This is a genomic window from Pseudomonas bharatica (genome assembly GCF_048586865.1).
GTDB lineage: Bacteria > Pseudomonadota > Gammaproteobacteria > Pseudomonadales > Pseudomonadaceae > Aquipseudomonas > Aquipseudomonas bharatica.
In genome coordinates, this window is sequence record NZ_JBMAWR010000025.1 from 1 (window position 1) to 24,608 (window position 24,608).

Sequence of the window (24,608 nt, forward strand, 5' to 3'; positions counted from 1 at the left end):
GGGGGGGGAGCCGGGGGTTGGGGGGGGTTAAACCCCCCCCGGAGGGGGGGGCCCCCCCCGCTCCCACAGGGGCAGCGTCGCTCTAAATACCCCGACAATATGTTCGATAAACGAACGCTATGCCGATTATCGGATTGAACCGCCCCAACCCCCGCCGTACTCTCATCTCCATACCACCCCGCCCATAGCGCCGGAACTCAGGAGAAGCCTTGATGCGTGATGTATTTATCTGCGACGCCATTCGTACACCCATCGGCCGTTTCGGCGGCGGGCTGGCCGGCGTGCGCGCCGACGACCTGGCGGCAGTCCCGCTGAAGGCGTTGATCGAGCGCAACCCGACCGTGCAATGGGACCAGATCGACGAAGTCTTCCTCGGCTGTGCCAACCAGGCCGGTGAAGACAACCGCAACGTGGCGCGCATGGCGCTGCTCCTGGCCGGACTGCCGGAGAGCGTGCCGGGCGTGACCCTCAACCGTCTCTGCGCTTCGGGCATGGACGCGGTGGGCACTGCCTTCCGCGCCATCGCCAGCGGCGAGATGGAACTGGCCATCGCCGGCGGCGTAGAGTCCATGTCCCGTGCGCCGTTCGTCATGGGCAAGGCCGAAAGCGCTTACTCGCGCAACATGAAGCTGGAAGACACCACCATCGGCTGGCGTTTCATCAACCCGCTGATGAAAGCGCAATACGGCGTGGACGCCATGCCGCAAACCGCTGATAACGTCGCCGACGACTACAACGTTTCCCGCGCCGACCAGGACGCCTTCGCCCTGCGCAGCCAGCAGCGCACCGCAGCGGCACAGGCCGCCGGTTTCTTTGCCGAGGAGATCGTCCCGGTACGTATTGCCCACAAGAAGGGCGAGACCGTGGTCGAGCATGACGAGCATCCGCGCGCGGACACCACCCTGGAAATCCTGAGCAAGCTGAAACCGGTCAATGGCCCGGACAAGACCGTCACCGCCGGCAATGCCTCGGGTGTCAACGACGGTGCTGCCGCGATGATCCTCGCCTCCGCCGAAGCCGTGAAGAAACACGGGCTGACCCCGCGTGCCCGCGTGCTCGGCATGGCCAGTGCCGGTGTGGCACCCCGGGTAATGGGGATCGGTCCGGTTCCGGCGGTGCTCAAGCTCACCGAGCGCCTGGGCCTTGCGGTCAGCGATTTCGATGTGATCGAGCTTAACGAAGCCTTCGCTAGCCAGGGCCTGGCGGTGTTGCGCGGCCTGGGGCTTGCCGATGACGCGCCGCAGGTCAACCCGAACGGCGGCGCCATCGCCCTCGGCCACCCGCTGGGCATGAGCGGTGCGCGTCTGATCCTGACCGCCTTGCACCAACTGGAGAAATCCGGCGGCCGCAAAGGCCTGGCGACCATGTGCGTCGGCGTTGGCCAAGGCCTCGCACTGGCCATCGAGCGCGTGTAAAACCAATGACCCCGGACGGGCGGCCTCCACGCAAGGCCAATCGTCCGGGGTGATTGTCAGGCGGAACGAGAGTGTTACCGGGTGTGTCTAGACTCGTTAATACACTCCAGGAGTATGCAGTCATGACCTCAAGCTATTACACCGGCGAAGAACGCAGCAAACGCATCTTCGCCATCGTCGGTGCGTCCTCGGGCAACCTGGTCGAATGGTTCGACTTCTACGTCTACGCCTTCTGCGCCATCTATTTCGCCCCCGCATTCTTCCCGTCCGATGATTCCACGGTGCAATTGCTCAATACCGCCGGCGTGTTCGCCGCGGGCTTCCTGATGCGCCCGATCGGTGGCTGGCTGTTCGGCCGCATTGCCGACCGCCATGGCCGCAAGAATTCGATGATGATCTCGGTGCTGATGATGTGCGCCGGTTCCCTGGTGATCGCCTGCCTGCCGACCTACGCCAGCATCGGCGTTATGGCTCCGGCGCTGCTGCTGGTGGCGCGGCTGTTCCAGGGCCTGTCGGTCGGTGGCGAATATGGCACCACCGCGACCTACATGAGTGAAGTGGCCCTGCGTGGCCAACGTGGTTTCTTCGCCTCGTTCCAGTACGTGACCCTGATCGGTGGCCAGTTGCTGGCGGTGCTGGTGGTGGTGATCCTGCAACAGCTGCTGACCGAGGACGAACTGCGCGCCTGGGGCTGGCGGATTCCCTTCGTGATCGGCGCCATCGCCGCGGTGATCTCCCTGCTGCTGCGCCGCTCGCTGGAGGAAACCAGCAGTGCCGAAACCCGTAGCGACAAGGAAGCCGGCAGCATCAAGGGCCTGTTCCGCAACCACGCCGCGGCCTTTATCACCGTACTCGGCTACACCGCCGGCGGCTCGCTGATCTTCTATACCTTCACCACTTACATGCAGAAGTACCTGGTGAACACCGCCGGGATGAGCGCCAAGACCGCCAGCTTCATCATGACCGGCGCGCTGTTCCTGTACATGTGCATGCAGCCGCTGTTCGGCATGCTGTCCGACCGTATCGGCCGGCGCAATTCGATGCTGCTGTTCGGTGCCCTGGGCACGCTGTTCACCGTGCCGATCCTGATGGCCTTGAAAACCGTGACCAGCCCGTTCCTGGCCTTCGTGCTGATCACCCTGGCCCTGGCCATCGTCAGTTTCTACACCTCCATCAGCGGCCTGGTGAAGGCCGAGATGTTCCCGCCCCAGGTACGGGCGCTGGGTGTTGGCCTGGCCTATGCCGTGGCCAACGCGGTGTTCGGCGGTTCGGCGGAGTTCGTCGCCCTGAGCCTGAAGGCTGCCCATGTTGAAAACGCGTTCTACTGGTACGTTACCGCGATGATGGCGATTGCCTTCCTGTTCAGCCTGCGCCTGCCGAAACAGGCCGCGTACCTGCACCACGATCATTGACCTATCGACGCGCTGCGTGCAGCGCGTCCTGTTGAAGGACCAGACATGCAACCACGTCCGGGCAACCAGCTGTTCGATGCCTACTTCACCGCACCGGCCATGCGCGAGATCTTCTCCGACCGTGGCCGGGTCCAGGGCATGCTCGATTTCGAGGCCGCGCTGGCCCGCGCCGAAGCCGCCGTCGGGGTGATCCCGGCGGTGGCGGTGGCGCCCATCGAAATGGCCTGCCAGGCCGAACGCTACGATTTTGGCGCACTGGCCGAGGCCATCGGCAGCGCCGGCAACTCGGCGATCCCGCTGGTCAAGGCATTGGGCAAAGTCATCGCCAGCGGTGTGGCCGAAGCCGAGCGCTATGTGCATCTGGGCGCTACCAGCCAGGATGCGATGGATACCGGGTTGGTCCTGCAACTGCGCGACGCCCTGGCCCTGATCGAAGACGAGCTGGCACAACTGACCGACGTGCTCGCCAAACAGGCCAGCGCCCATGCCGACACCCCGCTGGCGGGGCGCACCTGGCTGCAGCACGCGACCCCGGTGACCCTGGGCATGAAGATCGCCGGTTGGCTCGGCGCCCTCGACCGCAGCCGCCAGCGCCTGGCCGAACTCAAGCCGCGCCTGCTGACCCTGCAGTTCGGCGGCGCCTCCGGCACCCTGGCGGCGTTGGGCGACAAGGCGCTGCCGATCGCCGAGGCCCTGGCCGACCAGCTCAAGCTGGGCTTGCCGGAACAACCTTGGCACACCCAGCGCGACCGTCTTGTCGAGTTCGCCTCGGTCCTCGGCCTGGTCGCCGGCAGCCTCGGCAAGATGGGCCGCGATGTCAGCCTGCTGATGCAGACCGAAGCCGGTGAGGTGTTCGAGCCGTCGGCGCCGGGCAAGGGCGGTTCCTCGACCATGCCGCACAAGCGCAACCCGGTTGGCGCGGCGGTGCTGATCGGTGCCGCGACCCGCGTGCCCGGCCTGGTCGCCACCCTGTATTCGGCGATGCCGCAGGAGCACGAACGCAGCCTCGGCCTGTGGCATGCCGAATGGGAAACCCTGCCGGAAATCTGCTGCCTGGTCTCGGGAGCGCTGCGCCAGGCGCGGATCATCGCCGAGGGCCTGGAAGTGGATGCCGAGCGCATGCGCCGCAACCTCGATCTGACCCAGGGCCTGGTGCTGGCCGAGGCCGTCAGTATCGTCCTTGCCCAGCGCCTCGGGCGCGACCATGCGCACCATCTGCTGGAAACCTGCTGCAAGCGTGCGGTGGCCGAACAGCGTCACCTGCGTGCCGTGCTCGGCGACGATGCCCAGGTGAGTGCGGAACTGTCCGCCGAAGAACTCGACCGCCTACTCGACCCGGCCAACTACCTCGGCCAGGCCAAGGCCTGGGTCGAGCGTGCGGTGGCCGAACATCAACGATTCAAAGCCTGAAGGAGGCTGCTGTGGGAAGCGTACAACTCGCCGATGGCGTTCTGAATTACCAGCTCGACGGTCCTGAAGGCGCACCGGTGCTGGTGCTGTCCAACTCGCTGGGCACCAACCTGCATATGTGGGACACCCAGGTCCCGGCGTTCGCCGCGCATTTCCGTGTGCTGCGCTACGACACCCGTGGCCATGGCCAGTCGCTGGTCACCGAAGGGCCGTACAGCATCGAGCAACTGGGGCGCGACGTGCTCTCGCTGCTGGATGCGCTGGAGATCGACAAGGCGCATTTCTGCGGCCTGTCCATGGGCGGCCTGATCGGCCAGTGGCTGGGGATCAACGCCCCCGAGCGCCTGGACCGCCTGGTGGTGTGCAACACCGCCGCGAAGATCGCTTCGCCCGAGGTCTGGAACCCGCGGATCGAAACCGTGCTGCGTGACCGCGAGGCGGCCATGGTCGGCCTGCGCGATGCCTCCATCGCGCGCTGGTTCACCCCGGCGTATTCCGAAGCCAATCCCGAGCCGGCCAAGCGCATCACCGATATGCTCGCGGCCACTTCGCCCGAAGGCTACGCGGCTAATTGCGCGGCCGTGCGCGATGCCGATTTCCGCGATCGACTCGGCGAGATCAAGGCGCCGCTGCTGGTGATTTCCGGTTCCGCCGATGCGGTCACGCCGCCATCGGGCGGGCTGTTCATCCAGGAGCATGTGCCCGGTGCCGAATACGCCGAGTTCCATGCCGCCCACCTGTCCAACGTCGAAGTGGGCGAGCCGTTCAGCCGCCGCGTCATCGATTTCCTGCTGGCCCGTTGAGGAGCTGTACCCGTGGATGAGAAACAACGTTACGACGCCGGCATGCAGGTTCGCCGTGCGGTGCTGGGCGATGCCCATGTCGATCGCAGCCTGACCAACCTCACCGAATTCAACAGTGAGTTCCAGGAAATGATCACCCGCCACGCCTGGGGTGATATCTGGACCCGCCCGGGTCTGCCGCGCCACACCCGCAGCCTGATCACCATTGCCATGCTCATCGGCATGAACCGCAACGAAGAGCTCAAGCTGCACCTGCGCGCCGCCGCCAACAACGGCGTAACGCGCGACGAGATCAAGGAAGTGCTGATGCAAAGCGCGATCTACTGCGGCATTCCAGCGGCCAATGCCACCTTCCACCTGGCTGAGTCGGTGTGGGATGAGCTTGGGGTCGAATCGCGTACCTAAGAGCGACGCGTACCCTGTGGGAGCGGGTTCACCCGCGATTACGTCGGTGAATTCACCATTGCAATCGCGGGTAAACCCGCTCCCACAAAGTTAGGCAGTCGCCTTCTTCTGCCGAACACAAACCGGCCCCGCATTCCGCTCGATGTCTGCCTTCAACGCTGGCAACAGCCCGAACATGAACGCCAGCTCCGCCACTACGAACAACGGCCCGACGATCAGCCCGCTGACATCGTCGACGAACGCCGGCTTGCGCCCTTCGTAGTAGTGCCCGACGAACTGGATCACCCAGCCCACGAAAAACAGCCCCAGCCCGGCTCCCAGCCACACCGCAGTGCTCTGCAGCGCCAGCACTTTCCCGGCCCACAGGCATAACAGCAACAGCCCGGTCATCAGCACGCCCAGGTTCAGGCTCAGCCGCAAGTAGAACCCCATCGACAGTAACGCCACCAGCAACGCCGGCGACAGCCACAACCCGCCCAGTTCGACGCCCGGCCGCGACAACAGCACGGTCACCGCCACCACGATCATCGGGATCCCCACGAAGTGCGTGGCAATATTGCGTGGATCACGGTGGTAGCTGGCGTATTGACTCAGATGTTCAACGAGGTTTTTCATTGTTGTTCCTCCGTCAGGGATGACCCAGCATGCCCGGCGGGTCCGTCCCAGTCTGTCGCCTGCCCGACAGTCGCTTCCGAGGCTCCGGATGAACGATACCCACGCCTGGCGCGAACAGTTGCAACACGGCCATTGGTTCAGGCAGTTATCGCCTGCCTTGCAGGACCGCCTGCTGGAGGCCGCCCGGCCCTTGGCGCTGGCTGCAGGCGAGCGCCTGTTCCAGCGCGGCGATGCGCCCTGTGGCCTGTATGCTGTGTTGTCCGGTGCGATACGCATCGGAGCGGTGAGCGCCGGCGGCAAGGAAGCCCTGCTGACCCTGGTCGAGGCGCCGCACTGGTTCGGTGAGATCTGCCTGTTCGACGGCCAGCCGCGCACCCACGACGCCTATGCCGAAGGTGCGACCCGGTTGTTGCGGGTGCCGCAGGCCAGCGTACAGGCGTTGCTCGACGAGCAGCCCCGCTATTGGCGCGAGTTCGCCCTGCTCATGAGCCACAAGCTGCGCCTGGCCTTCGTCGCGCTGGAGCAGCAGAGCCTGATGGGGGCCGCGCCTCGCGTGGCCTTCCGCCTGCTGCAGATGGCCGCAGGCTACGGCGAGGTGGACGGCCCTCGGCGGGTGCTGCAACTGTCCCAGGAGCAACTGGCGCTGATGCTCTCGCTGTCACGCCAGACCACCAACCAGATCCTCAAGAACCTGCAACAGGAAGGTGCGCTGCGCCTGGGCTACGGCGAGATCGAGATTGTCGATAGCGCCCGTCTCGAGCAGCTAGCCAAGGGCTAGTTCGTTGGCCGCCGGCTGGTGATCCAGCTGCACCAGCGTTTCGATCATCGCCCGCGCCGCCGGTGACAGCCGATAACCGCTGCGGCTGACGATGCCGCAGCGGGCCTTGAGGCTTTCCTGGTTCACCGGCAGGTTGCGCCAATGCAGTTCCACCAGCTCCCCTGTCGCGATTTCGTTGGCGAAGGCTTCTTCCGGACCGATGCCGATGGCATTGCTGTCCAGCACCACCTTGAGCAGGGTCGGCAGGTGCTCGGTCTGTACTTGGGGCGAGAAGTCGGTCTTGCCGCTGAGGTTGGCCAGCAGCTTGCGTGCGCCGGGGAGTATCTGTGGCGTGGCCAGCGGATAGTCGAACAGGTCGTTGGTGGACAGGCTGTCCTTGCTCAGCAGCGGATGTCCCGGGCGGCAGAAGAACAGGCCGCGACGTGGAGTCAGGGCGCGGGTCTGGAAATTCGGGTCGGCTTCGAAATGACGGATATCGGCGATGAAGAACTCGATCTCTTCGCGGCTGAGGGCGCGACTCAGGTTTTCCCAATTGTCCACGCGCAGGCGCGTCTGCACCCGCGGATGGGCCTTGAGGAAGCTGGTCAGGGCACGCGGCACCAGGTCTACGGCGGGGGCGGGGCCCGCGCCGAAGTGCAGTTCGCCGGCATCGAGCTTGGTCATGCGGCGCACGTCGTTGCTGAGTTGGTTGGCGCCCTGGACCAGGCGCAAGGCGTGCTGCAGGACCATCTGGCCTTCGGGTGTCGGGCGCAGGTCCTTGTTGCCGCGATCTACCAGGATGCAGCCCAGTTCCTGTTCCAGGCCCTGGATGCTGCGGCTGAAGGCCGGCTGGGTGATGCCCATGGCTTCGGCGGCACGCACGAAGCTGCGGTGGTCGTTGAGCGCGATGAAATAGCGCAGTTGGCGGAGATCCATTTGAAATACCGGTGTTTCAGGAAGGGCAGTGTTGCCAATGGGGCCGCGCAGCGGCCCCCGGCATCACCGACTAAAACCGGTGTTGTAAAGCTATCGGCTTATTTCGTCCAAGAATGAATTCTTGACTGTTTAGGTCGGTATTGCATAAGAAAAACGGGCGACGGCGAGAGAGGGGCCGCCGCCGCCCCAAGGGTCAGAGCAGGCTGATCGGGTAGCTGATGATCAGGCGGTTCTCGTCGAAGGCATTGGTGCTGTAGTCCCGGCGCATCGTGGAGTTGCGCCATTTCACCGACAGGTTCTTCAGGGTGCCGGACTGGATCACGTAGGCCAGCTCCGATTCCCGCGCCCATTCCTTGCCGTCGTCGACGGTGGCGGTGTGCACGTTGTCACCCTTGATGTAGCGGTTCATCAGGGTCAGGCCAGGCACGCCGAGCACAGCGAAGTTGTAGTCGTGGCGCAACTGCCAGGAACGTTCCTTGGCGTTGTCGAAGCTGGAGTTGTAGCTGTCGTTGGCCAGTGTCCCGCCGCTGGTGCCGTTGACCCGCATCCACTGGTCGTCACCGCTGACTTTCTGCAGGCCGACGTAGAAGGTGTTGCCGCCGTACTTGGCCGAGAGCATGGCCGAGGCGGTGCGGTTGTCCAGGTCGCCGGCGCGGGCCGAGCCGTCTTCCTTGCCGAGGAAGTAGCCGAGGTTGGCACCCAGGGTCCAGTCGCCCAGCGGCTGGCTGTGCACCAGGTTGATGTACTGCTGTTGGTAGATGTCCTTCAGTTGCGCGTTCCACAGGCCGACCATGGTGCGCTTTTCATTGAAGGTGAACTCACCGCCGGCGAAGTTGAAGCGGTCCGAGGTGAAGGCCGCCTTGCCGTTCATGAACATGTCTTCCATGCTCGCGTCGTTGCGCGGGCTGTTGCCGCGGAACTGGCCGGCATAGAGGGTCAGTCCGTCGATTTCCTGGGAGGTGACCTGGCCGCCGCGGAAGGTCTGCGGCAGCGAGCGACCGTCGTCGGAACGCAGGATCGGCAGCACTGGCATCCATTCGCCGACCTTCAGTTCGGTCTTGGAGATCTTCGCTTTCAGGGCCACACCGAGACGGCCGAAGTCGTCGGCCGGACGGCCGTCGTCATGCACCGGCAGCAGGTGGGTGCCCGCCGTGCCCTTGCCGCCATCGAGCTTGACCGAGTACAGCCCGAGGATATCCACGCCAAAGCCGACGGTGCCTTGGGTGAAGCCCGATTTGGCGTCGAGGATGAAGCTCTGGGTCCACTCTTCGGCCTTGCCCTGGGGGTTGGCCGGGTCGACGAAGTTACGGTTGATATAGAAGTTGCGCAGGTTGAGGTTGGCCTTGGCGTCCTCGAGGAAACCGCTTTCAGCGGCCATGGCGGGGAGGGCGCAGGTCATGGCGAGAACGCCGGGAAGCAGGTGCCGTGCTGTGTGCGGAGTGTTCTTCATCGATGTATCTCTTGTTTTTATGTAAGCCGAAACCATCCGCTGCGACTGGAAAGGCGCAGATCGGGTTGCGTGCTTTTTGGGTGTGCTTGGGGACAAGCGGCAGGGAGGATGGTGCTGTGCGGGGCGGGGGTGAATCAATTCGTTACAGGCGGTTTTGGGCGATAATCGAACACTAACTGAATAGTTAGTTTTATTCAAAAGCATGACGCGGACCTTGTGGGAGCGGGTTCACCCGCGATTACGGTAGTGAGTCCACCACCGCAATCGCGGGTGAACCCGCTCCCACAAGGTCCGCGTCATGCTTTGGATTTATATAAAAAAGCCCACCTGGGAGGTGGGCTCTTTGTTCACAGCGCTACAGCATCAACGCGAAGCCTGGGCATCGCCGGTCTTTTCATACCAGCCGCCACCCAGTGCCTTGTACAGGTTCACCTCGCTGACCAGTTGCGACAGCCGGTCGCCGATCAGTGCCTGCTGCGCGCTGAACAGGTTGCGCTGGGCATCGAGGAACACCAGGTTGCTGTCGACGCCGATGCGGTAGCGACGCTCGGCCAGGCGGTAGTAATCCTGGTTGGCGGCGACCAGGTCGCGCTGGGCCTGCAACTGTTCGTTGTAGGTCTGGCGCGCGGCGAGGCCATCGGAGACTTCCTGGAAGGCGGTCTGGATGGTCTTTTCGTACCTGGCAACGTTGATGTCCTTCTGGATCTTCGAGTAATCCAGGCTGGCCTTCAGCGCACCGGCATTGAAGATCGGCAGGCTGATCGACGGCTGGAACAGCCAGGTGCCCGAACCGCCCTTGAACAGCCCGTCCATGTCCGGGCTCAGGGTCCCGGCATTGGCGGTCAGGCTGATGCGCGGGAAGAATGCCGCGCGGGCCGCGCCGATATTGGCGTTGGCCGCCTTGAGCAGGTGCTCGGCTTCCATGATGTCCGGGCGCCGGGTCAACAGGTCCGACGGCAGGCCGGCCGGCATTTCCGAAAGCAGGTCGCTGTCCAGCGGCCTGGCCGCCGGCAGGTTCACCGGCAGCCCGGCACCGACCAGCAGGGTCAGGGCGTTGAGGTCCTGGGCTACCAGGCGCTGGTACTGCGCCAGCTTGACCCGCGCGCCTTCCACGGCGGTGCGCGACTGGCTCAGGTCGAGCGCCGACGCCACGCCGACCTCGGCGCTGCGCTGGGTCAGCTTGAAGCTTTCTTCGTAGGTCTTGAGGGTCTCTTCGGTCAACTTGAGCAGCGACTGGTCGGCCTGCCAGGTGAACCAGGCATTGGCGACGCTGGCCACCAGGGCGATCTGCGTCGAGCGACGTGCCTGCTCGCTGGACAGGTAGGTTTCCAGGGCCTGCTCGCTGAGGCTGCGCACCCGGCCGAACAGGTCCAGCTCGTAGGCGCTGACGCCGACGGTGGCCGAGTACTGGCTGGTGATGCCGGAGCGACCGGTCTGCGACATGTCCGCCGGAACCCGCTGGCGCGAACCGCTGGCGTCGGCCGACACCGCCGGGAACAGGTCGGCACGCTGGATGCGGTACTGGGCGCGGTAGGCGTCGATGTTCAACGCCGCGACACGCAGGTCGCGGTTGTTTTCCAGCGAGCTCTGGATCAGTTGCTGCAGCGCCGGATCATGGAAGAACTGGCGCCAGCCCTGTTCGGCCGCGGCGACCTGGGCCGACTCGGCCGGCGAGTACGCCGGGCCGGTCGGCCACTGGGCCGCCACCGGCGACTCCGGGGTCTTGTACTCGGGAATCAGCGAGCAACCGCTCAGGATGAACGCGGTCACCGCCAGGGACATCAAGGACTTGGTCATTGCCCAGCCTCATAACGTGGAGTTTCAGGTGTGGCGTCTTCTTCCGGCTTCTTGCTGCCGAACCACGACGACACGCTTACGAAGAACAGCGGTACCCAGAAGATGGCCAGGATGGTCGCGGTGAGCATGCCGCCGATCACCCCGGTACCGATCGCGTGCTGGCTGCCCGAGCCTGCGCCGTTGGCGATGGCCAACGGTACCACGCCGAGGATGAACGCCAGCGAGGTCATGATGATCGGGCGCAGACGCATGCGGCAGGCTTCGATGGCCGCGTCGATCAGGCTGCGGCCCTGCTCGTGCAGTTCCTTGGCGAACTCGACGATCAGAATGGCGTTTTTCGCCGCCAGGCCGATGGTCGTCAACAGCCCGACCTGGAAGTACACGTCGTTGGACAGTCCGCGCAGGCTGGTGGCCAGCAGCGCACCAATGATCCCCAGGGGCACCACGAGCATGACCGCGATCGGGATCGACCAGCTTTCATACAGCGCGGCCAGGCAGAGGAACACCATCAGCAGCGACAGGGCATACAGGGCCGGTGCCTGGGAGCCCGACAGGCGCTCCTCGTAGGACAGGCCGGTCCAGGAGTAGCCGATACCCGACGGCAGTTGCGCGATGATCCGCTCGACTTCGGCCATGGCCTCGCCGGTACTGTAGCCGGGAGCCGGCGCACCGAGGATTTCCACCGCCTCGACGCCGTTGTAGCGCGACAGCTTGGGCGAGCCATAGATCCACTCGCCGTGGGCGAAGGACGAGAACGGCACCATCTCGCCAGCCGCGTTGCGCACGTACCATTTCTGCAGGTCTTCCGGGCTCATCCGCGACGACGCTTCGCCCTGGATGTAGACCTTCTTGACCCGGCCACGGTCGATGAAGTCGTTGACGTAGCTGGCACCCAAGGCGATCGACAAGGTGTTGTTGATATCGGCGATGGTCACGCCCAGGGCACTGGCGCGCTCGTCGTCGACGGTCAACTGGTACTGCGGCTCGTCGTTCAGGCCGTTGGGACGTACTGCCGAGAGAATCTTGCTTTGCGCCGCCAGGCCGAGGAACTGGTTGCGCGCTTCCATCAGCTTGTTGTGGCCGACGCCGGCACGGTCCTGCAGGAACACGTCGAAACCGGTGGCGTTACCCAGCTCCAGTACCGCAGGCGGGGCGAAGGCGAACACCATGGCGTCGCGGAAGCTGAAGAAGTGCTGCTGGGCGCGGGCTGCCAGGTTGAACACGTTGTTCTCGGCGGAGCGCTCGCCCCACGGCTTGAGCATGATGAAGGCCATGCCCGAGCTCTGGCCACGGCCGGCGAAGTTGAAGCCGGTCACGGTGAACACCGAGGAAACGGTATCGGCTTCCTTGTCCAGCAGGTATTCGCGCATCTGGTCGACTACCACCTGGGTGCGCTCGGCACTGGAACCGGCCGGAGTCTGCACCTGGGCGAACAGAACGCCCTGGTCTTCCTCGGGCAGGAACGCGGTAGGGATGCGGGTGAACAGCCAGACCATGCCGACCACGATCAGCAGGTACGCCAGCAGGTACGGCGCCTTGTGCCGCAGCATGTTGCCCACGCCACGCTCGTAGCGCTGCACGCTGCGGTCGAAGTTGCGGTTGAACCAGCCGAAGAAACCACGCTTGGCGGTGTGGTGCTCGCCTTTCTTGACCGGCTTGAGCATGGTTGCGCACAGCGCCGGGGTGAAGATCAGCGCTACCAGCACCGACAGGGCCATGGCCGAGACGATGGTGATGGAGAACTGCTTGTAGATCACACCGGTGGAGCCGCCGAAGAACGCCATCGGCAGGAGTACCGCCGAAAGCACCAGGGCGATGCCCACCAGCGCACCCTGGATCTGGCCCATGGATTTCTTGGTCGCTTCCTTGGGCGATAGTCCCTCTTCGGTCATCACCCGCTCGACGTTTTCCACCACGACGATGGCGTCGTCCACCAATAGACCGATGGCCAGGACCATGCCGAACATGGTCAGGGTGTTGATGCTGAAGCCGGCCGCCGCGAGGATGCCGAAGGTGCCGAGCAGTACCACCGGCACCGTCATGGTGGTGATCACCGTGGCGCGGAAGTTCTGCAGGAACAGGTACATCACCAGGAACACCAGCACGATCGCTTCGATCAGGGTGTGGATCACACCGCTGATGGACTCGGTCACCACCGGCGTGGTGTCGTACGGGAAGACCGCTTTCATGCCCGGCGGGAAGAACGGTTCCAGGTCGGAGATGGTCTTGCGCAGGGCCTTGGCGGTATCCAGGGCGTTGGCGCCGGTGGCCAGTTTCACCGCCAGGCCGGAGGCCGGCTTGCCGTTGAACTGGGCGCTGACCGCATAGTTTTCACCGCCCAGGCCGACCTTGGCGACATCGCCCAGGCGCACTTGCGAACCGTCGCGGTTGACCTTGAGCAGGATCTTCTCGAACTGCTCGGCGGTCTGCAGGCGGGTCTTGCCGATGATGGTGGCGTTCAGTTGCTGGCCGGGCAGGGCGGGCAGGCCGCCGAGCTGGCCGGAGGACACCTGGACGTTCTGTGCGGCGACAGCGGTTTTGACATCGACCGGGGTCAGCTGGAATTTGTTCAGCTTGGCCGGGTCGAGCCAGATGCGCATGGCGTACTGGGCACCGAAGACCTGGAAGTCACCGACACCGGCGGTGCGGGAAATCGGGTCCTGCATGTTGGAGACGATGTAGTTGGCCAGGTCGTCCTTGGTCATGCTGCCGTCTTCGGAAACCAGGCCGATCACCAGCAGGAAGTTCTTCACCGCCTTGGTCACGCGGATACCCTGCTGCTGCACTTCTTGCGGCAGCAGCGGGGTGGCCAGGTTCAGCTTGTTCTGCACCTGGACCTGGGCCGTGTCGGGGTTGGTGCCCTGCTCGAAGGTCGCGGTAATGGTCATGCTGCCATCGGAGTTACTTTCCGAGGACACATAGCGCAGGTTGTCGATACCGTTGAGCTGCTGCTCGATCACCTGGACCACGGTGTCCTGCACGGTCTGCGCCGAAGCGCCCGGGTAGGTCACGGCGATGGCGATCGCCGGCGGAGCGATGCTCGGGTACTGGTTGATCGGCAACTTGAGGATCGACAACGCCCCGACCAGCATGATCACCAGGGCGATCACCCAGGCGAAGATCGGGCGATCGATAAAGAATCTCGACATGGTTTACTCCCCTTTGGCCCCTGCGCTCGCGGCACTGGCCTGGGTTGGCTGGGCAGGCTTGACGTTGGTCGCATCGCTGACCTTCACCTCGATGCCTGGCTTGACGTACTGCAGGCCCTCGGTAATCAGGCGGTCACCGGCATTCAGGCCTTCTTCCACCAGCCAGTCGTTACCGACGGTGCGGCTGGCCTTGAGCTGGCGCAGCTCGACCTTGTTGTCCTGGTTGACCACCAGGGCGGTGGCCTGGCCTTTGAGGTCGCGGGTCACGCCTTGCTGCGGCGCGAGGATGGCGGTTTCGTTGACGCCGTTGTTCAGGCGGGCATGCACGAACATGCCGGGCAGCAGGTTGTGCTCCGGGTTGGGGAACACGGCACGCAGGGTCACCGAGCCGGTGGTTTCGTCGACCGATACTTCCGAGAACTCCAGGCGACCTTTCTGCTTGTAATCGCTGCCATCTTCCAGCTTCAGGCTGACTTCGGCGGCGTTGTCGCCGACCTTCTTCAGCTTGCCGCTCTCCAGCTCGCGACGCAGCTTGAGCAGTTCGGCCGAAGACTGCGTCACATCGACGTAGATCGGGTCGAGCTGCTGGATGGTGGCCATGGCCGTGGCCTGGCCGTTGCTGACCAGGGCACCTTCGGTGACTGCGGAGCGACCGATACGGCCGCTGAGCGGGGCGAGCACCTTGGTGTAGCGCAGATCGATCTCGGCGCTTTTCAGCGTGGCTTCAGCCTGCAAACGTTTGGCCAATGCATCATCGTAGTCCTGGCGGCTGATGGCGCGTTCGTCCACCAACTGCTTGTAGCGATCGGACAGCGAGCGGGTCGATTGCAGGTTGGCCTTGGCGCTGGCCAGGGTCGCTTCGTAGACCGACGGGTCGATCTGGTAGAGCTGCTGGCCTTCCTTCACCTCCGAGCCTTCCTTGAACAGGCGCTTGAGGATGATGCCGTTGACCTGTGGACGTACTTCCGCCACCCGGTACGCGATGGTGCGGCCCGGCAGGTCGGAGACGAGGGTATAGGATTGCGGCTGGAGGGTGACGACGCCGACCTGAGGAGCCTGCGCCACGGGCGCCGCTTCTTCCTTTTTACAGCCGCTGAGCAGTGTTGCCAGGGCGACGGCGGATACCAGAGCGGTAACAGCTGGCTTGAGTTGCATGAAGATCCTCGGGTCAGAATAGAGCTGAAGACGCTCAAGAATAATGGAAAACGGATTAAGGAAAATTAACGGGTCCGGCTAGATAAGTAGCATGCTAAGGAATATACTTACATTCATGCTTGTTTGTAAATACCCGCTACCTTGTCAAACACAGGCTGCAAGGCGCGATACCAGAACTCCCGGCGGGCGCCCTGAACAAGGCCGCCGCCGCTCAGAACCCGGTTACCCGACGCAGGCGACCGGCTCCTTGATGAGGTTGTACTGCCATGGTCCGTCGAACCAAAGAGGAAGCACAGGAAACCCGTAACCAGATTCTCGAAGCTGCGGAAAAAGCCTTCTACAAGCGTGGAATAGCGCGTACCACCCTGGCGGATATCGCCGAGCTGGCGGGCGTCACCCGGGGAGCCATCTATTGGCACTTCGATAACAAGGCCGAACTGGTCGAAGCGCTGCTCGACAGCCTGCAGGAACCGCTGGACGCCCTGGCCCGCGCCAGCGAAAGCGAGGACGAACCCGACCCGCTGGGTTGCATGCGCAAACTGCTGGTGCAGTTGATGCACCGGATGGCCAGTGATCCGAAAACCCGGCGCATCAATGAGATTCTTCATCACAAGTGCGAATTCACCGATGAAATGTGCGAGATCCGCGTCCAGCGGCAGAACGCGACGACCGATTGTCACGAGCGCATCACCCGTAGCCTGAGCAATGCCGTCAAGCGCGGGCAGTTGCCGGCCGATACCGATCCGCAGCGTGCGGCGCTGGCCATGTTCGCTTACATCGACGGGCTGATCCGGCGCTGGCTGCTGCTGCCGGACAGCTTCGACCTGCTCGGCGATGCCGAACGGTGGATCGATGCGGGGCTGGACATGCTGCGCTTGAGCCCCTCCCTGCGCAATTGAGGTTTTGTGAGCATTTGTGAATCTTTGTATTTCCAGATTCCGTTGGTAGTGTAGGCGCCGGTCCAGACGAAAGTCGGACCGGCGTCAACATTATGTAGGCTTGGGTCCGTCCGGATACTTAGCTGGCTAATTAAATTTTCTTCATCGAGTCCGCACATGACCGCGCAAACCCCGACACTGAAAGGCGCCGATCAACCGCTGCGGGGGATCGCCCTGATCTGTCTGGCGGTCTTGCTGTTCGCCAGCCACGACGCCTTGTCCAAGTACCTGTCCGGGTTCTACGCCATCGTCATGGTGGTATGGGCGCGCTATGTGGTTCACACCCTGTTGATGCTGGTGGTGTTCGTGCCGCGCACCGGGCTTTCGGCGGTGGTGCGTACGCGGCGGCCGTTGCTGCAACTGGCGCGAGCGCTGTGCCTGATCGGCACCAGCCTGCTTTTCACCACCGGCCTGCGCTATATCCCGCTGGCCGAAGCGACTGCGGTCAACTTCCTCGCGCCCCTGATGGTCACTGCGCTGTCGGTGCCATTGCTCGGCGAGCGGGTTACCCGAGGGCAATGGATGGCCGTGTCGGCAGGCTTTATCGGTGTGCTGATCGTGATCCGGCCGGGCGGCGCGTTGTTCACCCCGGCCATCCTGTTGCCCTTGGGCTCGGCCTTCTGTTTCGGCTGCTACCAGTTGCTCACCCGCAAGCTCAGCGCCACCGACAGCCCGACCACCAGCAACTTCCTTACCGGCATCTTCAACAGCCTGATCATGACTGCCCTGGTGCCGTTCTTCTGGACCCTGCCCAGCTTCACCCACGGCCTGTTCATGATTGGCCTGGGCACCTGCGGCATGCTCGGCCACATGCTCCTGACCTCGGCGTTCAAACATGCGGCACCGGCCATGCTGGCGCCGTTCAGTTACGGGCAGATCCTCTTTGCCGGAATGTTCGGCTACCTGGTCTTTGGCCACAGCCCGGATATCTACGGCGTGGTCGGCATCGCCATCATCTGCCTCAGCGGCCTGGCCGTGGCCTGGGTGCAGCGGCGCGGCTGATCAGTGCCCACGCAGTTCGCGATTGGGCAGGGCCACCGCAGCGGCCAGGCCCAGCAGCGAAATCGAGGCGCTGCCCAGCAGCAGGTTGCGGAAGGTTACCGACAGCTCGGCCTGTACCTGAAGACTCGCCTCGCCCGTACGCAGGCTACCCAGCAGGGCCTCGCCGGCCAGCGCATAGCCACCGTCCTGCAGCATCGCCAGCAACAGCGCCGACATCAGTGCCACGCCCATCGCACCGCCGAGGGAGCGGAACAGGTTGGTGGTACTGGTGGCGACGCCGATATCCTGCGGCTGCACGGAACTCTGTGCCGCCACCAGCGAGGTCGGGAACTGCGTGCCGCCGGCGATGCCGGTCAGCAGCATGAAGAAGCCACTGAGCAGGGTGGCTGACGGCGGGCTGAACGCCATGCCGATGATCGCCAGCGGCATCAGCACACTACCGAACAGGATCTGCGGCTTGAAGCGCCCGGTCAGGTTGGTCAGGCGACCCGCACTATAGGCGCCTATCGGCAGGCCCATGGCCAGCGGCAGCAGGTGTAGCGCCGCGCTGTCGGCGCCGGCGCCGGTGATGCTCTGGTAGCGCAGAGGCATCAGCATGGTCAGGGAGATGGCCTGGAAACTGGTGAAGAAGATCGCGCACCAGCACAGCACTGCAACCTTGTTGCCGAACAGCTTCAGGGGCAGCAATGGCTCCGGTGCACGGCGCTCGTACAGGATGAACAGGGTCAGGCCGACCAGCGCCACCCCGAGCAGTGCCAGCACCGCCTCGCCATGCCAGGCATGGCCCTGGCCGATCAGGGTAATGGCCAGCAGCAGGCTGGTCAGGCCGAGGATCAGCAGCAGCGCACCGGGGTAGTCCACCCTGGCTGCCCGTTGTGGCGTCGCCAGCCCGCGCAGGCTGTTGCGTGTCACCCACCAGGCGACCAGGCCCAGTGGCAGATTCAGCCAGAACACCCAGCGCCATGACAGGTATTCGGTCAGCAAGCCGCCCAATACCGGCCCGACCACGCTGGCGGCGGCGTACATGCTGCTGAAGTAGCCCTGGTAGCGCCCGCGTTCCCGTGGCGCGACCAGATCGCCGAGGATCGCCTGGCTCACCGAGACCATGCCGCCCGCGCCGATGCCCTGGATCACCCGCGCCAGTACCAGTTGTTCCATGCTCTGGGCCATGGCACAGCACACCGAAGCCAGGGTAAAGATCGCCGTACCGCCGAGGATCATTCGCCGACGGCCATAGAGATCGCCCAGCTTGCCGTAGATCGGCGTGGCCACGGTCATTGCCACCATATAGCCGGAAATCACCCAGGCCAGCAGGCCGACATCATTGAATTGCGCGGAGATCGCCGGCATGGACACGGCAATGATGGTCTGGTCGAGGGCACCGAGAAAGATCGCCAGCATCAGGGCGACGAGCACGGTACGGATGGCGGGTTGCGGTGGGGTGGTGGGTAGGGTCACGGCGGGGCTCGGATGTTTTTTCACGCGAGTTTAACCGATAGCTTGCTAAGCGTCTTCACGGGCCTCATCGCTGGCAGCGGTGCATACAATCCCTGTGGGAGCTGGCTTGTCGGACCGCCGCACCGCAGCGATGAGGCCGGTACAGGCGACCCTTATCTCAACGCGCTAAGCGTGGCCGTATGCGGCACACAATGAACCAGCGAACAACTCGCCGCGGACCAGGGCTGGTTACGCGCCTGCTCGACCCGCCAGGCAGCTGTGGCATACAGCCCCATGACGGCGGCGATGGCGAAGACGACCGCGCATTTCCTGGATTTGACACCCATGATGCTGACCTCCCGCTACGACACACCCTGCTACAAGCCTAGTTCACTTATGGCAGGTCGCGATCCCATTCCGGTGGATCGGTGAAGCGTTCGGCGAGGAAGTCCAACATGCTGCGCAAGGTCGCCGGCATATGCTTGCGCGAGGTGTACACCGCATGCAGGTTCAGGGTCTTCGGCCGGGCCTGGGGCAGCAGCTGCACCAGCTCGCCGCTGCGCAACGGCCGGTGTGCCAGGTAGGTCGGCAGCATGGCGATACCGGCGCCGGCCAGGGCCGCCTGTTGCAAGGTCAGGGCCTCGTTGGCGCTGATATTGCCTTGGATCGGTACCGACACGTTTTCCCCGTCCACCTCGAAATGCCAGAGGCTATGGCCGAAGTAGGAATGGGTCAGGCAATTGTGCCGGGCCAGGTCCTGCACCGTTTGTGGCCGCGGATGCTCGCGCAGGTAGGCCGGGGCGGCGCAGATCACCGAGCGGCAAACGCTCAGGCGCCGGGCGATCAGGTTGGGATCGATATCGTTGCTGGTACGGATCGCCAGGTCGATGCGTTCGTCCACCAGGTTGACGGTGCGATCGAGCATCTGCAGGTCGATCCTGACCTGGGGATAACGGCGCACGTATTCGGTGATCGCCTCGAGCAACTGCGCCTGGCCGAACGAAGTGCTCACGCTGATGCGCAATTCTCCCCGGGGCGTCTGGTCCGGGGTCGCGACGGCGGCCTGCAGGTCACCGGCCAGCTCCAGCATTTGCCGGCAGCGTGGCAGGGTTTCCTTGCCGGCGGCAGTCAGGCTCAGCTTGCGGGTGGTGCGCTGCATCAGGCGCGCGCCGACCCAATCCTCAAGGTCCGCCAGGTAGCGGGATATGACCGGGCGCGACATATCCAGATGATCGGCGGCGGCGGATTGGCTGCCAAGATCGACCACGGTGACGAAGACCCGCATGGCGGTGAGACGGTCCATTGATCTGTCCGGTTTCAGAAACAAACTATGCGCAAGAATCGCATTTTTTGCCCCGGATCGCGCAACTAAGCTGTGCTCAGTCGTCGTCTTCGAGACAGGTTCAACTCTCAGTGGAGGTTTGTCATGAGCAAGATCGCAATCATCGGTGCAACCGGCCGTGCCGGCAGCCAGTTGCTGGAAGAAGCCCTGCGCCGTGGCCATAGCGTCACCGCCATCGCCCGGGACCCGGCGAAACTGCAGGGCCGCGCCGGGGTGAACCCCGTGGCGCTGGACATCAAGGATGGCGCGGCGCTGGCCAAGGCCCTGGCCGGGCACGATGCGGTGCTGAGCGCTGCGCACTTCACCGGGATCCCCGCGCAGACCCTGCTGGCGCCGGCAAAGCAGGCCGGGGTCAAGCGCGTGCTGGTGGTGGGTGGGGCAGGCAGCCTGCTGCTGCCGGACGATTCGCGGGTGATCGACAGCCCGGACTTCCCCGAGGCCTACAAGGCCGAGGCCAGCGCGGGTGCGGTCTATCTGGAAACGTTGAAGCAGGAGCAGGACCTGGACTGGACCTTCCTCTCGCCTTCGGCGGAGTTCGTGGAGGGCCCGCGGACCGGGTCGTACAAGTTGGGCAAGGATCATCTGCTGATCGGTGCCGATGGCAGGAGCTGGATCACCTTTGCCGACTACGCAATTGCCTTGCTGGATGAGCTGGAGCAGCCGAAGCATTCGCGGCAGCGGTTCACTGTAGGTTACTGAGTTGTTCTTCAGGGCCTCATCGCGGGTGAACCCGCTCCCACAGGTTACTCTGTGGGAGCGGGTTCACCCGCGATAGGGCCCGAAAGATCACTGCCTACGGGCCTGCTCCCCCAACCATGCAACCAGCTCCACCAATCCCGGTGCCGCCACCTTCCCCGGCATTGCCAGGTAGTAACCTTTCCCGGTAGGCACCTTCAAATCAAACGGCATTACCAATCTGCCGCCGAGCAGATCATCCCCGATCAACGCCCAATCCCCGATCGCCACCCCGGTTCCTTGCGAGGCCATGGCCATCGCCATGTCCAGCGTCTCGAAATGCTGGCGCCGGCCCTGGATCTCCAGCCCGCTTCCGGCCGCCTCCAGCCAGGTCTGCCAGTCCCGCTCGTCCCGAGTCGGGTGCAGCAGCATGTGCCCGGCCAGATCCGCCACCTCGCGCAGCGGCGTGGTACCCGCCAGCAAGTGTGGCGAGCAGACCGGCGTCAGTTGCTCGTCGAACAGTTTCAATGCCTCGCCCTCCGGCTCGGCACCATAGACCACCGCCGCATCGAAGCCCTCCCGGCGAAAATCCACCCCGTGCTGGATGGTGGTGGTCAGTTCCACCGGCACGTCCGGCCGCAACGCCTGCCATTCCATCAGCCGTGGCAGCAGCCAGCGCATCACGCAGGTCGGCGCCTTCAATTGCAGGGTGCCGCGTGGCGCGCCGATCTGCTGCACGCCGTCCTCTATCAGGCTGAACACCTGCTGTACCCGGGGCAGCCATTCCTGCCCTTCGCGGGTCAGGCTCAAGCCGCGGGCCTGGCGGATGAACAGCGGATAGCCGAGGTGTTCCTCGAGCCCGGCGATCTGCCGGCTGACCGCCCCCTGGGTCAGGTGCAACTGCTGGGCGGCACGGGTGAAGTTGCAGCATTGGGCCGTCACCAGGAAGGTATGCAGGGCGGCAAGGGGAGGGAGTCGTTTCATCGGAATAAGCCATGATCTGGGCGCATGGCTAGTATGAGGAACTTTGCCTTGTGCCGGTAGCCACCCGGCGGTCCAATGAAGGCCTGGCCCCGAACACAGACAATAGGCTCACGAACATGGCGACTTGCGGCGAAGTGCTGGTAAAACTCCTCGAAAACTACGGTGTGGACCATGTGTTCGGCATCCCGGGCGTGCATACCGTGGAACTCTATCGAGGCCTCGCGGCGTCCGCTATCCGGCATATCACCCCGCGCCACGAGCAAGGCGCCGGCTTCATGGCTGACGGTTATTCGCGCACCCGTGGCAAACCTGGCGTGTGTTTCATCATCACCGGCCCGGGCATGACCAACATCACCACCGCCATGGGCCAGGCCTACGCCGATTCGATCCCGATGCTGGTGATTTCCAGTGTGCAATCGCGCAGCGCCCTGGGCGGCGGGCGGGGCAAGTTGCATGAACTGCCGAACCAGAGCGAACTGGTGCGCGGTGTCGCTGCCTTTTCCCATACCCTGATGTCCGCCGACGACCTGCCGCAAGTCCTGGCCCGTGCCTTTGCCGTGTTCGATGGCGCACGACCGCGGCCTGTGCATATCGAGATTCCGCTGGATGTGATCGTCGAGCCGGCCGATCACCTGCTGGGCAGCGAGCCGGTGCGCGTCGAGCGTGCTGCCGCAGCCCCGGCTACTGCGGCGAAGATGGCCGCCCTGCTGGCAAACGCCCGTCGTCCGCTGATTCTTGCCGGTGGCGGCGCCATCGGCGCCAGCGCCTCGCTGACCCGCCTCGCCGAGTACCTCCAGGCGCCAACCGCGCTGACCATCAATGCCAAGGGCATGTTGCCATCCCGTCATCCGCTGCTGATCGGCTCGACCCAGTCCCTGGCCGCCACCCGTGAACTGGTGCGCGAGGCCGATGTGGTGCTGGCCATCGGCACGGAACTGGCCGAGACCGACTACGACGTCACCTTCAAGGGCGGCTTCGAGATCCCTGGCACCCTGCTGCGCATCGACATCGACCCGGACCAGACCGTACGCAACTACCCGCCGAAGCTGGCCATGGTCGCCGATGCCGGGCATGCCTGCGATGCGCTGCTGCATGCCCTTGGCGACCAGCCGTCACCGGTTCGCGCCGGTGAGTGGGGCCCGGCCCGCGCGGCGCGGTTGAAAGAAACCCTGGCCGCACAGTGGGACGAGGCGGCAACTGCCCAGACCCTGTTCCTCGATACCATTCTTGAAGCCTTGCCACAGGCCGTGCTGGTGGGCGATTCGACCCAGCCGGTGTACACCGGCAACCTGACCCTCGACCTGGACCATCCGCGCCGCTGGTTCAATGCGTCCACTGGCTACGGCACCCTTGGATATGCCCTGCCGGCGGCCATGGGGGCCTGGCTGGGCAGTGCGCAGGAAGCCGCACAGCGCCTGCCGGTGGTCTGCCTGATCGGCGACGGTGGTATCCAGTTCACCCTGCCCGAGCTGGCCAGTGCCGTGGAGGCACAGGTGCCACTGATCGTCCTGCTGTGGAACAACCAGGGCTACGAGGAAATCAAGCGCTATATGGTCAACCGCGATATCGAACCGGTGGGCGTGGATATCCACACCCCGGACTTCGTCACCATCGCCAAGGGCTTCGGCTGCGCGGCGCAAGCGGTGAGTGAAGTCCAGGCCCTGAAGGCGGCACTGGTCGCCGCTGCCGGCCGCCAGGGACCGACGCTGATCGAGATCGACCAGCGCCGCTGGACCGACAACGCCCTGGATTAAATCGCGTTGCGCAGGCGCGCCATGTCCCGCAACGGGGGCGCGCCGTACAGCCGGCTGTATTCGCGGCTGAACTGCGACGGGCTTTCATAGCCGACTCGATAACCCGCCACCGCCGCCTCCAGGCCATCGTTGAGCATCAGCCGACGAGCCTCCTGGAGGCGCAGTTGTTTCTGGTACTGCAACGGGCTCATCGAGGTCACCGACTTGAAACGGTGATGCAGTGCCGAGACGCTCAGGTTCACCTCGCGGGCCAGGTCCTCGATGCGCAGCGGCTTATCGTAGTAGTCGTTGAGCCACTGGATCGCCTGGCAAACCCGATGGGTCTGGCTATTGGACATGGCGATTTCATACAGACGGTGGCCCTGTTTCCCGCGCAACAGGCGGTAAAGGATTTCCCGTCGGATCAACGGTGCCAACACCGGGATGTCCTTCGGCGTATCCAGCAGGCGGATCAGGCGAATCAGCGCGTCCAGCAGCGCCGGGTCCAGGCGCTCGACGAACAGCCCGCGCTCGGACGCCGCCGGCACGCCCATGGGCCCGGCATCGGCGATCAGGTTGTTGATTTCTGCGGGGTCGATGTCCAGGCGAATGCCCAGGCTCGGGTTTTCCGGGCTGGCATCCAGGTACACGCCGCTGATCGGCATGGCCACCGACACCACCATGTAATGCAGCGGGTCGTAGACATAGCGCTCGTCGCCCAGGTGCACGGCCTTGCTGCCCTGGGCCAGGATGCACAGGGCAGGGTGGGCCAGGGTCGGCATGGAGCGGATGTTCTCTTCATGGCGGACCAGGAACAGGCCATTGATCGCCGGCGAGTCGACATGCCGGCGGACCAGGTCGGCAAGGGCTTCACGCAGCGCTTCGAGGGCAGGATCGAGAGGTTCGGCGGATGACATGGACGAGCTTCCTCAGCAGGATTTTCGCAGCATAGGTTTGTGCAAGTCCCGGCGCTAGCCGAAAGCTGTCGGGTTCTTGCACGATCCTGCCGGGACAGGCGGATCGCTATTCACCTTAAGCGGTTGGACTGTGTTGCGGGATTCATGGCACCGCCTGGGCGTTTCATCGACTGCCCGGCCGTCTCATGGTCGTCATGCAGGATCAGGCAATTTACCGACAGCATCGGCCTAACGGCGATGGCGGCGGGCTGGCTAATCTTGGCAGCCTGGCAGTTT

20 protein-coding genes are annotated in these 24,608 nt (G+C 64.3%); 10 read left to right on the forward strand and 10 right to left on the reverse strand.

What is annotated here, in order from left to right; genetic code table 11:
* The first annotated feature begins 209 nt into the window (after positions 1-209).
* The 5 genes from pcaF to pcaC all read left to right on the forward strand — a co-directional run bounded on the left by pcaF (position 210) and on the right by pcaC (position 5,445).
* On the forward strand, positions 210-1,415 hold the full coding sequence (gene pcaF, locus ACKLLE_RS22410) for a 3-oxoadipyl-CoA thiolase (protein ID WP_170394296.1): 1,206 nt from the start codon (positions 210-212) through the stop codon (positions 1,413-1,415).
* A gap of 122 nt (positions 1,416-1,537) precedes the next feature.
* Positions 1,538-2,827 carry an MFS family transporter gene (locus ACKLLE_RS22415; protein ID WP_420059088.1) on the forward strand — a complete coding sequence of 430 codons (1,290 nt, stop codon included), beginning with the start codon at positions 1,538-1,540 and terminating at the stop codon, positions 2,825-2,827.
* A gap of 45 nt (positions 2,828-2,872) precedes the next feature.
* Positions 2,873-4,237, forward strand: a complete 1,365-nt coding sequence (locus ACKLLE_RS22420; RefSeq protein WP_420059089.1) for a 3-carboxy-cis,cis-muconate cycloisomerase — start codon at positions 2,873-2,875, stop codon at positions 4,235-4,237.
* An 11-nt stretch (positions 4,238-4,248) separates the two neighbouring features.
* Entirely contained in the window at positions 4,249-5,040 is a 792-nt protein-coding gene (gene pcaD / locus ACKLLE_RS22425) for a 3-oxoadipate enol-lactonase (RefSeq protein WP_420059090.1), read from the forward strand.
* 12 nt (positions 5,041-5,052) lie between these two features.
* On the forward strand, positions 5,053-5,445 hold the full coding sequence (gene pcaC / locus ACKLLE_RS22430; protein WP_009401183.1) for a 4-carboxymuconolactone decarboxylase: 393 nt from the start codon (positions 5,053-5,055) through the stop codon (positions 5,443-5,445).
* A 90-nt stretch (positions 5,446-5,535) separates the two neighbouring features.
* On the opposite strand, the gene ACKLLE_RS22435 is transcribed toward pcaC, so the two are convergent.
* Positions 5,536-6,060, reverse strand: a complete 525-nt coding sequence (locus tag ACKLLE_RS22435) for an Mpo1 family 2-hydroxy fatty acid dioxygenase (protein WP_420059091.1) — start codon at positions 6,058-6,060, stop codon at positions 5,536-5,538.
* A gap of 88 nt (positions 6,061-6,148) precedes the next feature.
* On the opposite strand from ACKLLE_RS22435, the gene ACKLLE_RS22440 reads away from it, so the two are divergent.
* Positions 6,149-6,838, forward strand: a complete 690-nt coding sequence (locus ACKLLE_RS22440) for a Crp/Fnr family transcriptional regulator (protein ID WP_064303445.1) — start codon at positions 6,149-6,151, stop codon at positions 6,836-6,838.
* Here ACKLLE_RS22440 and ACKLLE_RS22445 read toward each other — a convergent pair.
* The 5 genes from ACKLLE_RS22445 to ACKLLE_RS22465 form a co-directional block, all read right to left on the reverse strand.
* Positions 6,824-7,753, reverse strand: coding sequence for a LysR family transcriptional regulator (locus ACKLLE_RS22445; protein WP_009401180.1), 930 nt, complete (start codon positions 7,751-7,753; stop codon positions 6,824-6,826). The genes ACKLLE_RS22440 and ACKLLE_RS22445 overlap by 15 nt on opposite strands.
* 193 nt (positions 7,754-7,946) lie before the next feature.
* Positions 7,947-9,203, reverse strand: a complete 1,257-nt coding sequence (locus ACKLLE_RS22450; protein ID WP_064303444.1) for an OprD family porin — start codon at positions 9,201-9,203, stop codon at positions 7,947-7,949.
* A 363-nt stretch (positions 9,204-9,566) separates the two neighbouring features.
* Complete coding sequence (gene adeC, locus ACKLLE_RS22455; RefSeq protein WP_420059092.1) at positions 9,567-11,000, reverse strand: AdeC/AdeK/OprM family multidrug efflux complex outer membrane factor; 1,434 nt, start codon at positions 10,998-11,000, stop codon at positions 9,567-9,569.
* A complete protein-coding gene (gene ttgB, locus ACKLLE_RS22460; protein ID WP_420059093.1) occupies positions 10,997-14,149 on the reverse strand; it encodes a multidrug efflux RND transporter permease subunit TtgB in 3,153 nt (1,050 codons plus the stop codon). Before ttgB ends, adeC begins: the two co-directional genes overlap by 4 nt.
* Before the next feature lie 3 nt (positions 14,150-14,152).
* Complete coding sequence (locus tag ACKLLE_RS22465; protein WP_009401176.1) at positions 14,153-15,304, reverse strand: efflux RND transporter periplasmic adaptor subunit; 1,152 nt, start codon at positions 15,302-15,304, stop codon at positions 14,153-14,155.
* Positions 15,305-15,570: 266 nt separating this feature from the next.
* On the opposite strand from ACKLLE_RS22465, the gene ACKLLE_RS22470 reads away from it, so the two are divergent.
* Together ACKLLE_RS22470 and ACKLLE_RS22475 are read left to right on the forward strand one after the other, a co-directional pair.
* Positions 15,571-16,203, forward strand: a complete 633-nt coding sequence (locus tag ACKLLE_RS22470) for a TetR family transcriptional regulator (RefSeq protein ID WP_420059094.1) — start codon at positions 15,571-15,573, stop codon at positions 16,201-16,203.
* Positions 16,204-16,359: 156 nt separating this feature from the next.
* Positions 16,360-17,244 carry a DMT family transporter gene (locus ACKLLE_RS22475; protein ID WP_064303440.1) on the forward strand — a complete coding sequence of 295 codons (885 nt, stop codon included), beginning with the start codon at positions 16,360-16,362 and terminating at the stop codon, positions 17,242-17,244.
* Here ACKLLE_RS22475 and ACKLLE_RS22480 read toward each other — a convergent pair whose 3' ends face one another.
* Both ACKLLE_RS22480 and ACKLLE_RS22485 read right to left on the reverse strand, forming a co-directional pair.
* On the reverse strand, positions 17,245-18,645 hold the full coding sequence (locus ACKLLE_RS22480) for an MDR family MFS transporter (RefSeq protein WP_420059133.1): 1,401 nt from the start codon (positions 18,643-18,645) through the stop codon (positions 17,245-17,247).
* 430 nt (positions 18,646-19,075) lie between these two features.
* Positions 19,076-19,984 carry a LysR family transcriptional regulator gene (locus ACKLLE_RS22485; protein WP_420059095.1) on the reverse strand — a complete coding sequence of 303 codons (909 nt, stop codon included), beginning with the start codon at positions 19,982-19,984 and terminating at the stop codon, positions 19,076-19,078.
* Between the two features lie 123 nt (positions 19,985-20,107).
* Here ACKLLE_RS22485 and ACKLLE_RS22490 point away from each other — a divergent pair, with 123 nt between their 5' ends.
* Positions 20,108-20,722, forward strand: coding sequence for an NAD(P)-dependent oxidoreductase (locus ACKLLE_RS22490; RefSeq protein WP_420059096.1), 615 nt, complete (start codon positions 20,108-20,110; stop codon positions 20,720-20,722).
* Positions 20,723-20,809: 87 nt separating this feature from the next.
* Here ACKLLE_RS22490 and ACKLLE_RS22495 read toward each other — a convergent pair whose 3' ends face one another.
* Positions 20,810-21,682: a LysR substrate-binding domain-containing protein gene (locus ACKLLE_RS22495; RefSeq protein WP_420059097.1), complete on the reverse strand. Its 873-nt coding sequence runs from the start codon at positions 21,680-21,682 to the stop codon at positions 20,810-20,812.
* A 116-nt stretch (positions 21,683-21,798) separates the two neighbouring features.
* Between ACKLLE_RS22495 and ACKLLE_RS22500 the strand changes: the two genes are divergently transcribed.
* The gene (locus ACKLLE_RS22500) at positions 21,799-23,436 is read left to right on the forward strand and encodes a 5-guanidino-2-oxopentanoate decarboxylase (RefSeq protein ID WP_420059098.1); all 1,638 of its coding nucleotides are present in this window, start codon (positions 21,799-21,801) and stop codon (positions 23,434-23,436) included.
* Here ACKLLE_RS22500 and ACKLLE_RS22505 read toward each other — a convergent pair.
* On the reverse strand, positions 23,433-24,332 hold the full coding sequence (locus ACKLLE_RS22505; protein ID WP_064303435.1) for an AraC family transcriptional regulator: 900 nt from the start codon (positions 24,330-24,332) through the stop codon (positions 23,433-23,435). The two genes, ACKLLE_RS22500 and ACKLLE_RS22505, sit on opposite strands and share 4 nt — an antisense overlap.
* Positions 24,333-24,608: the final 276 nt, after the last annotated feature.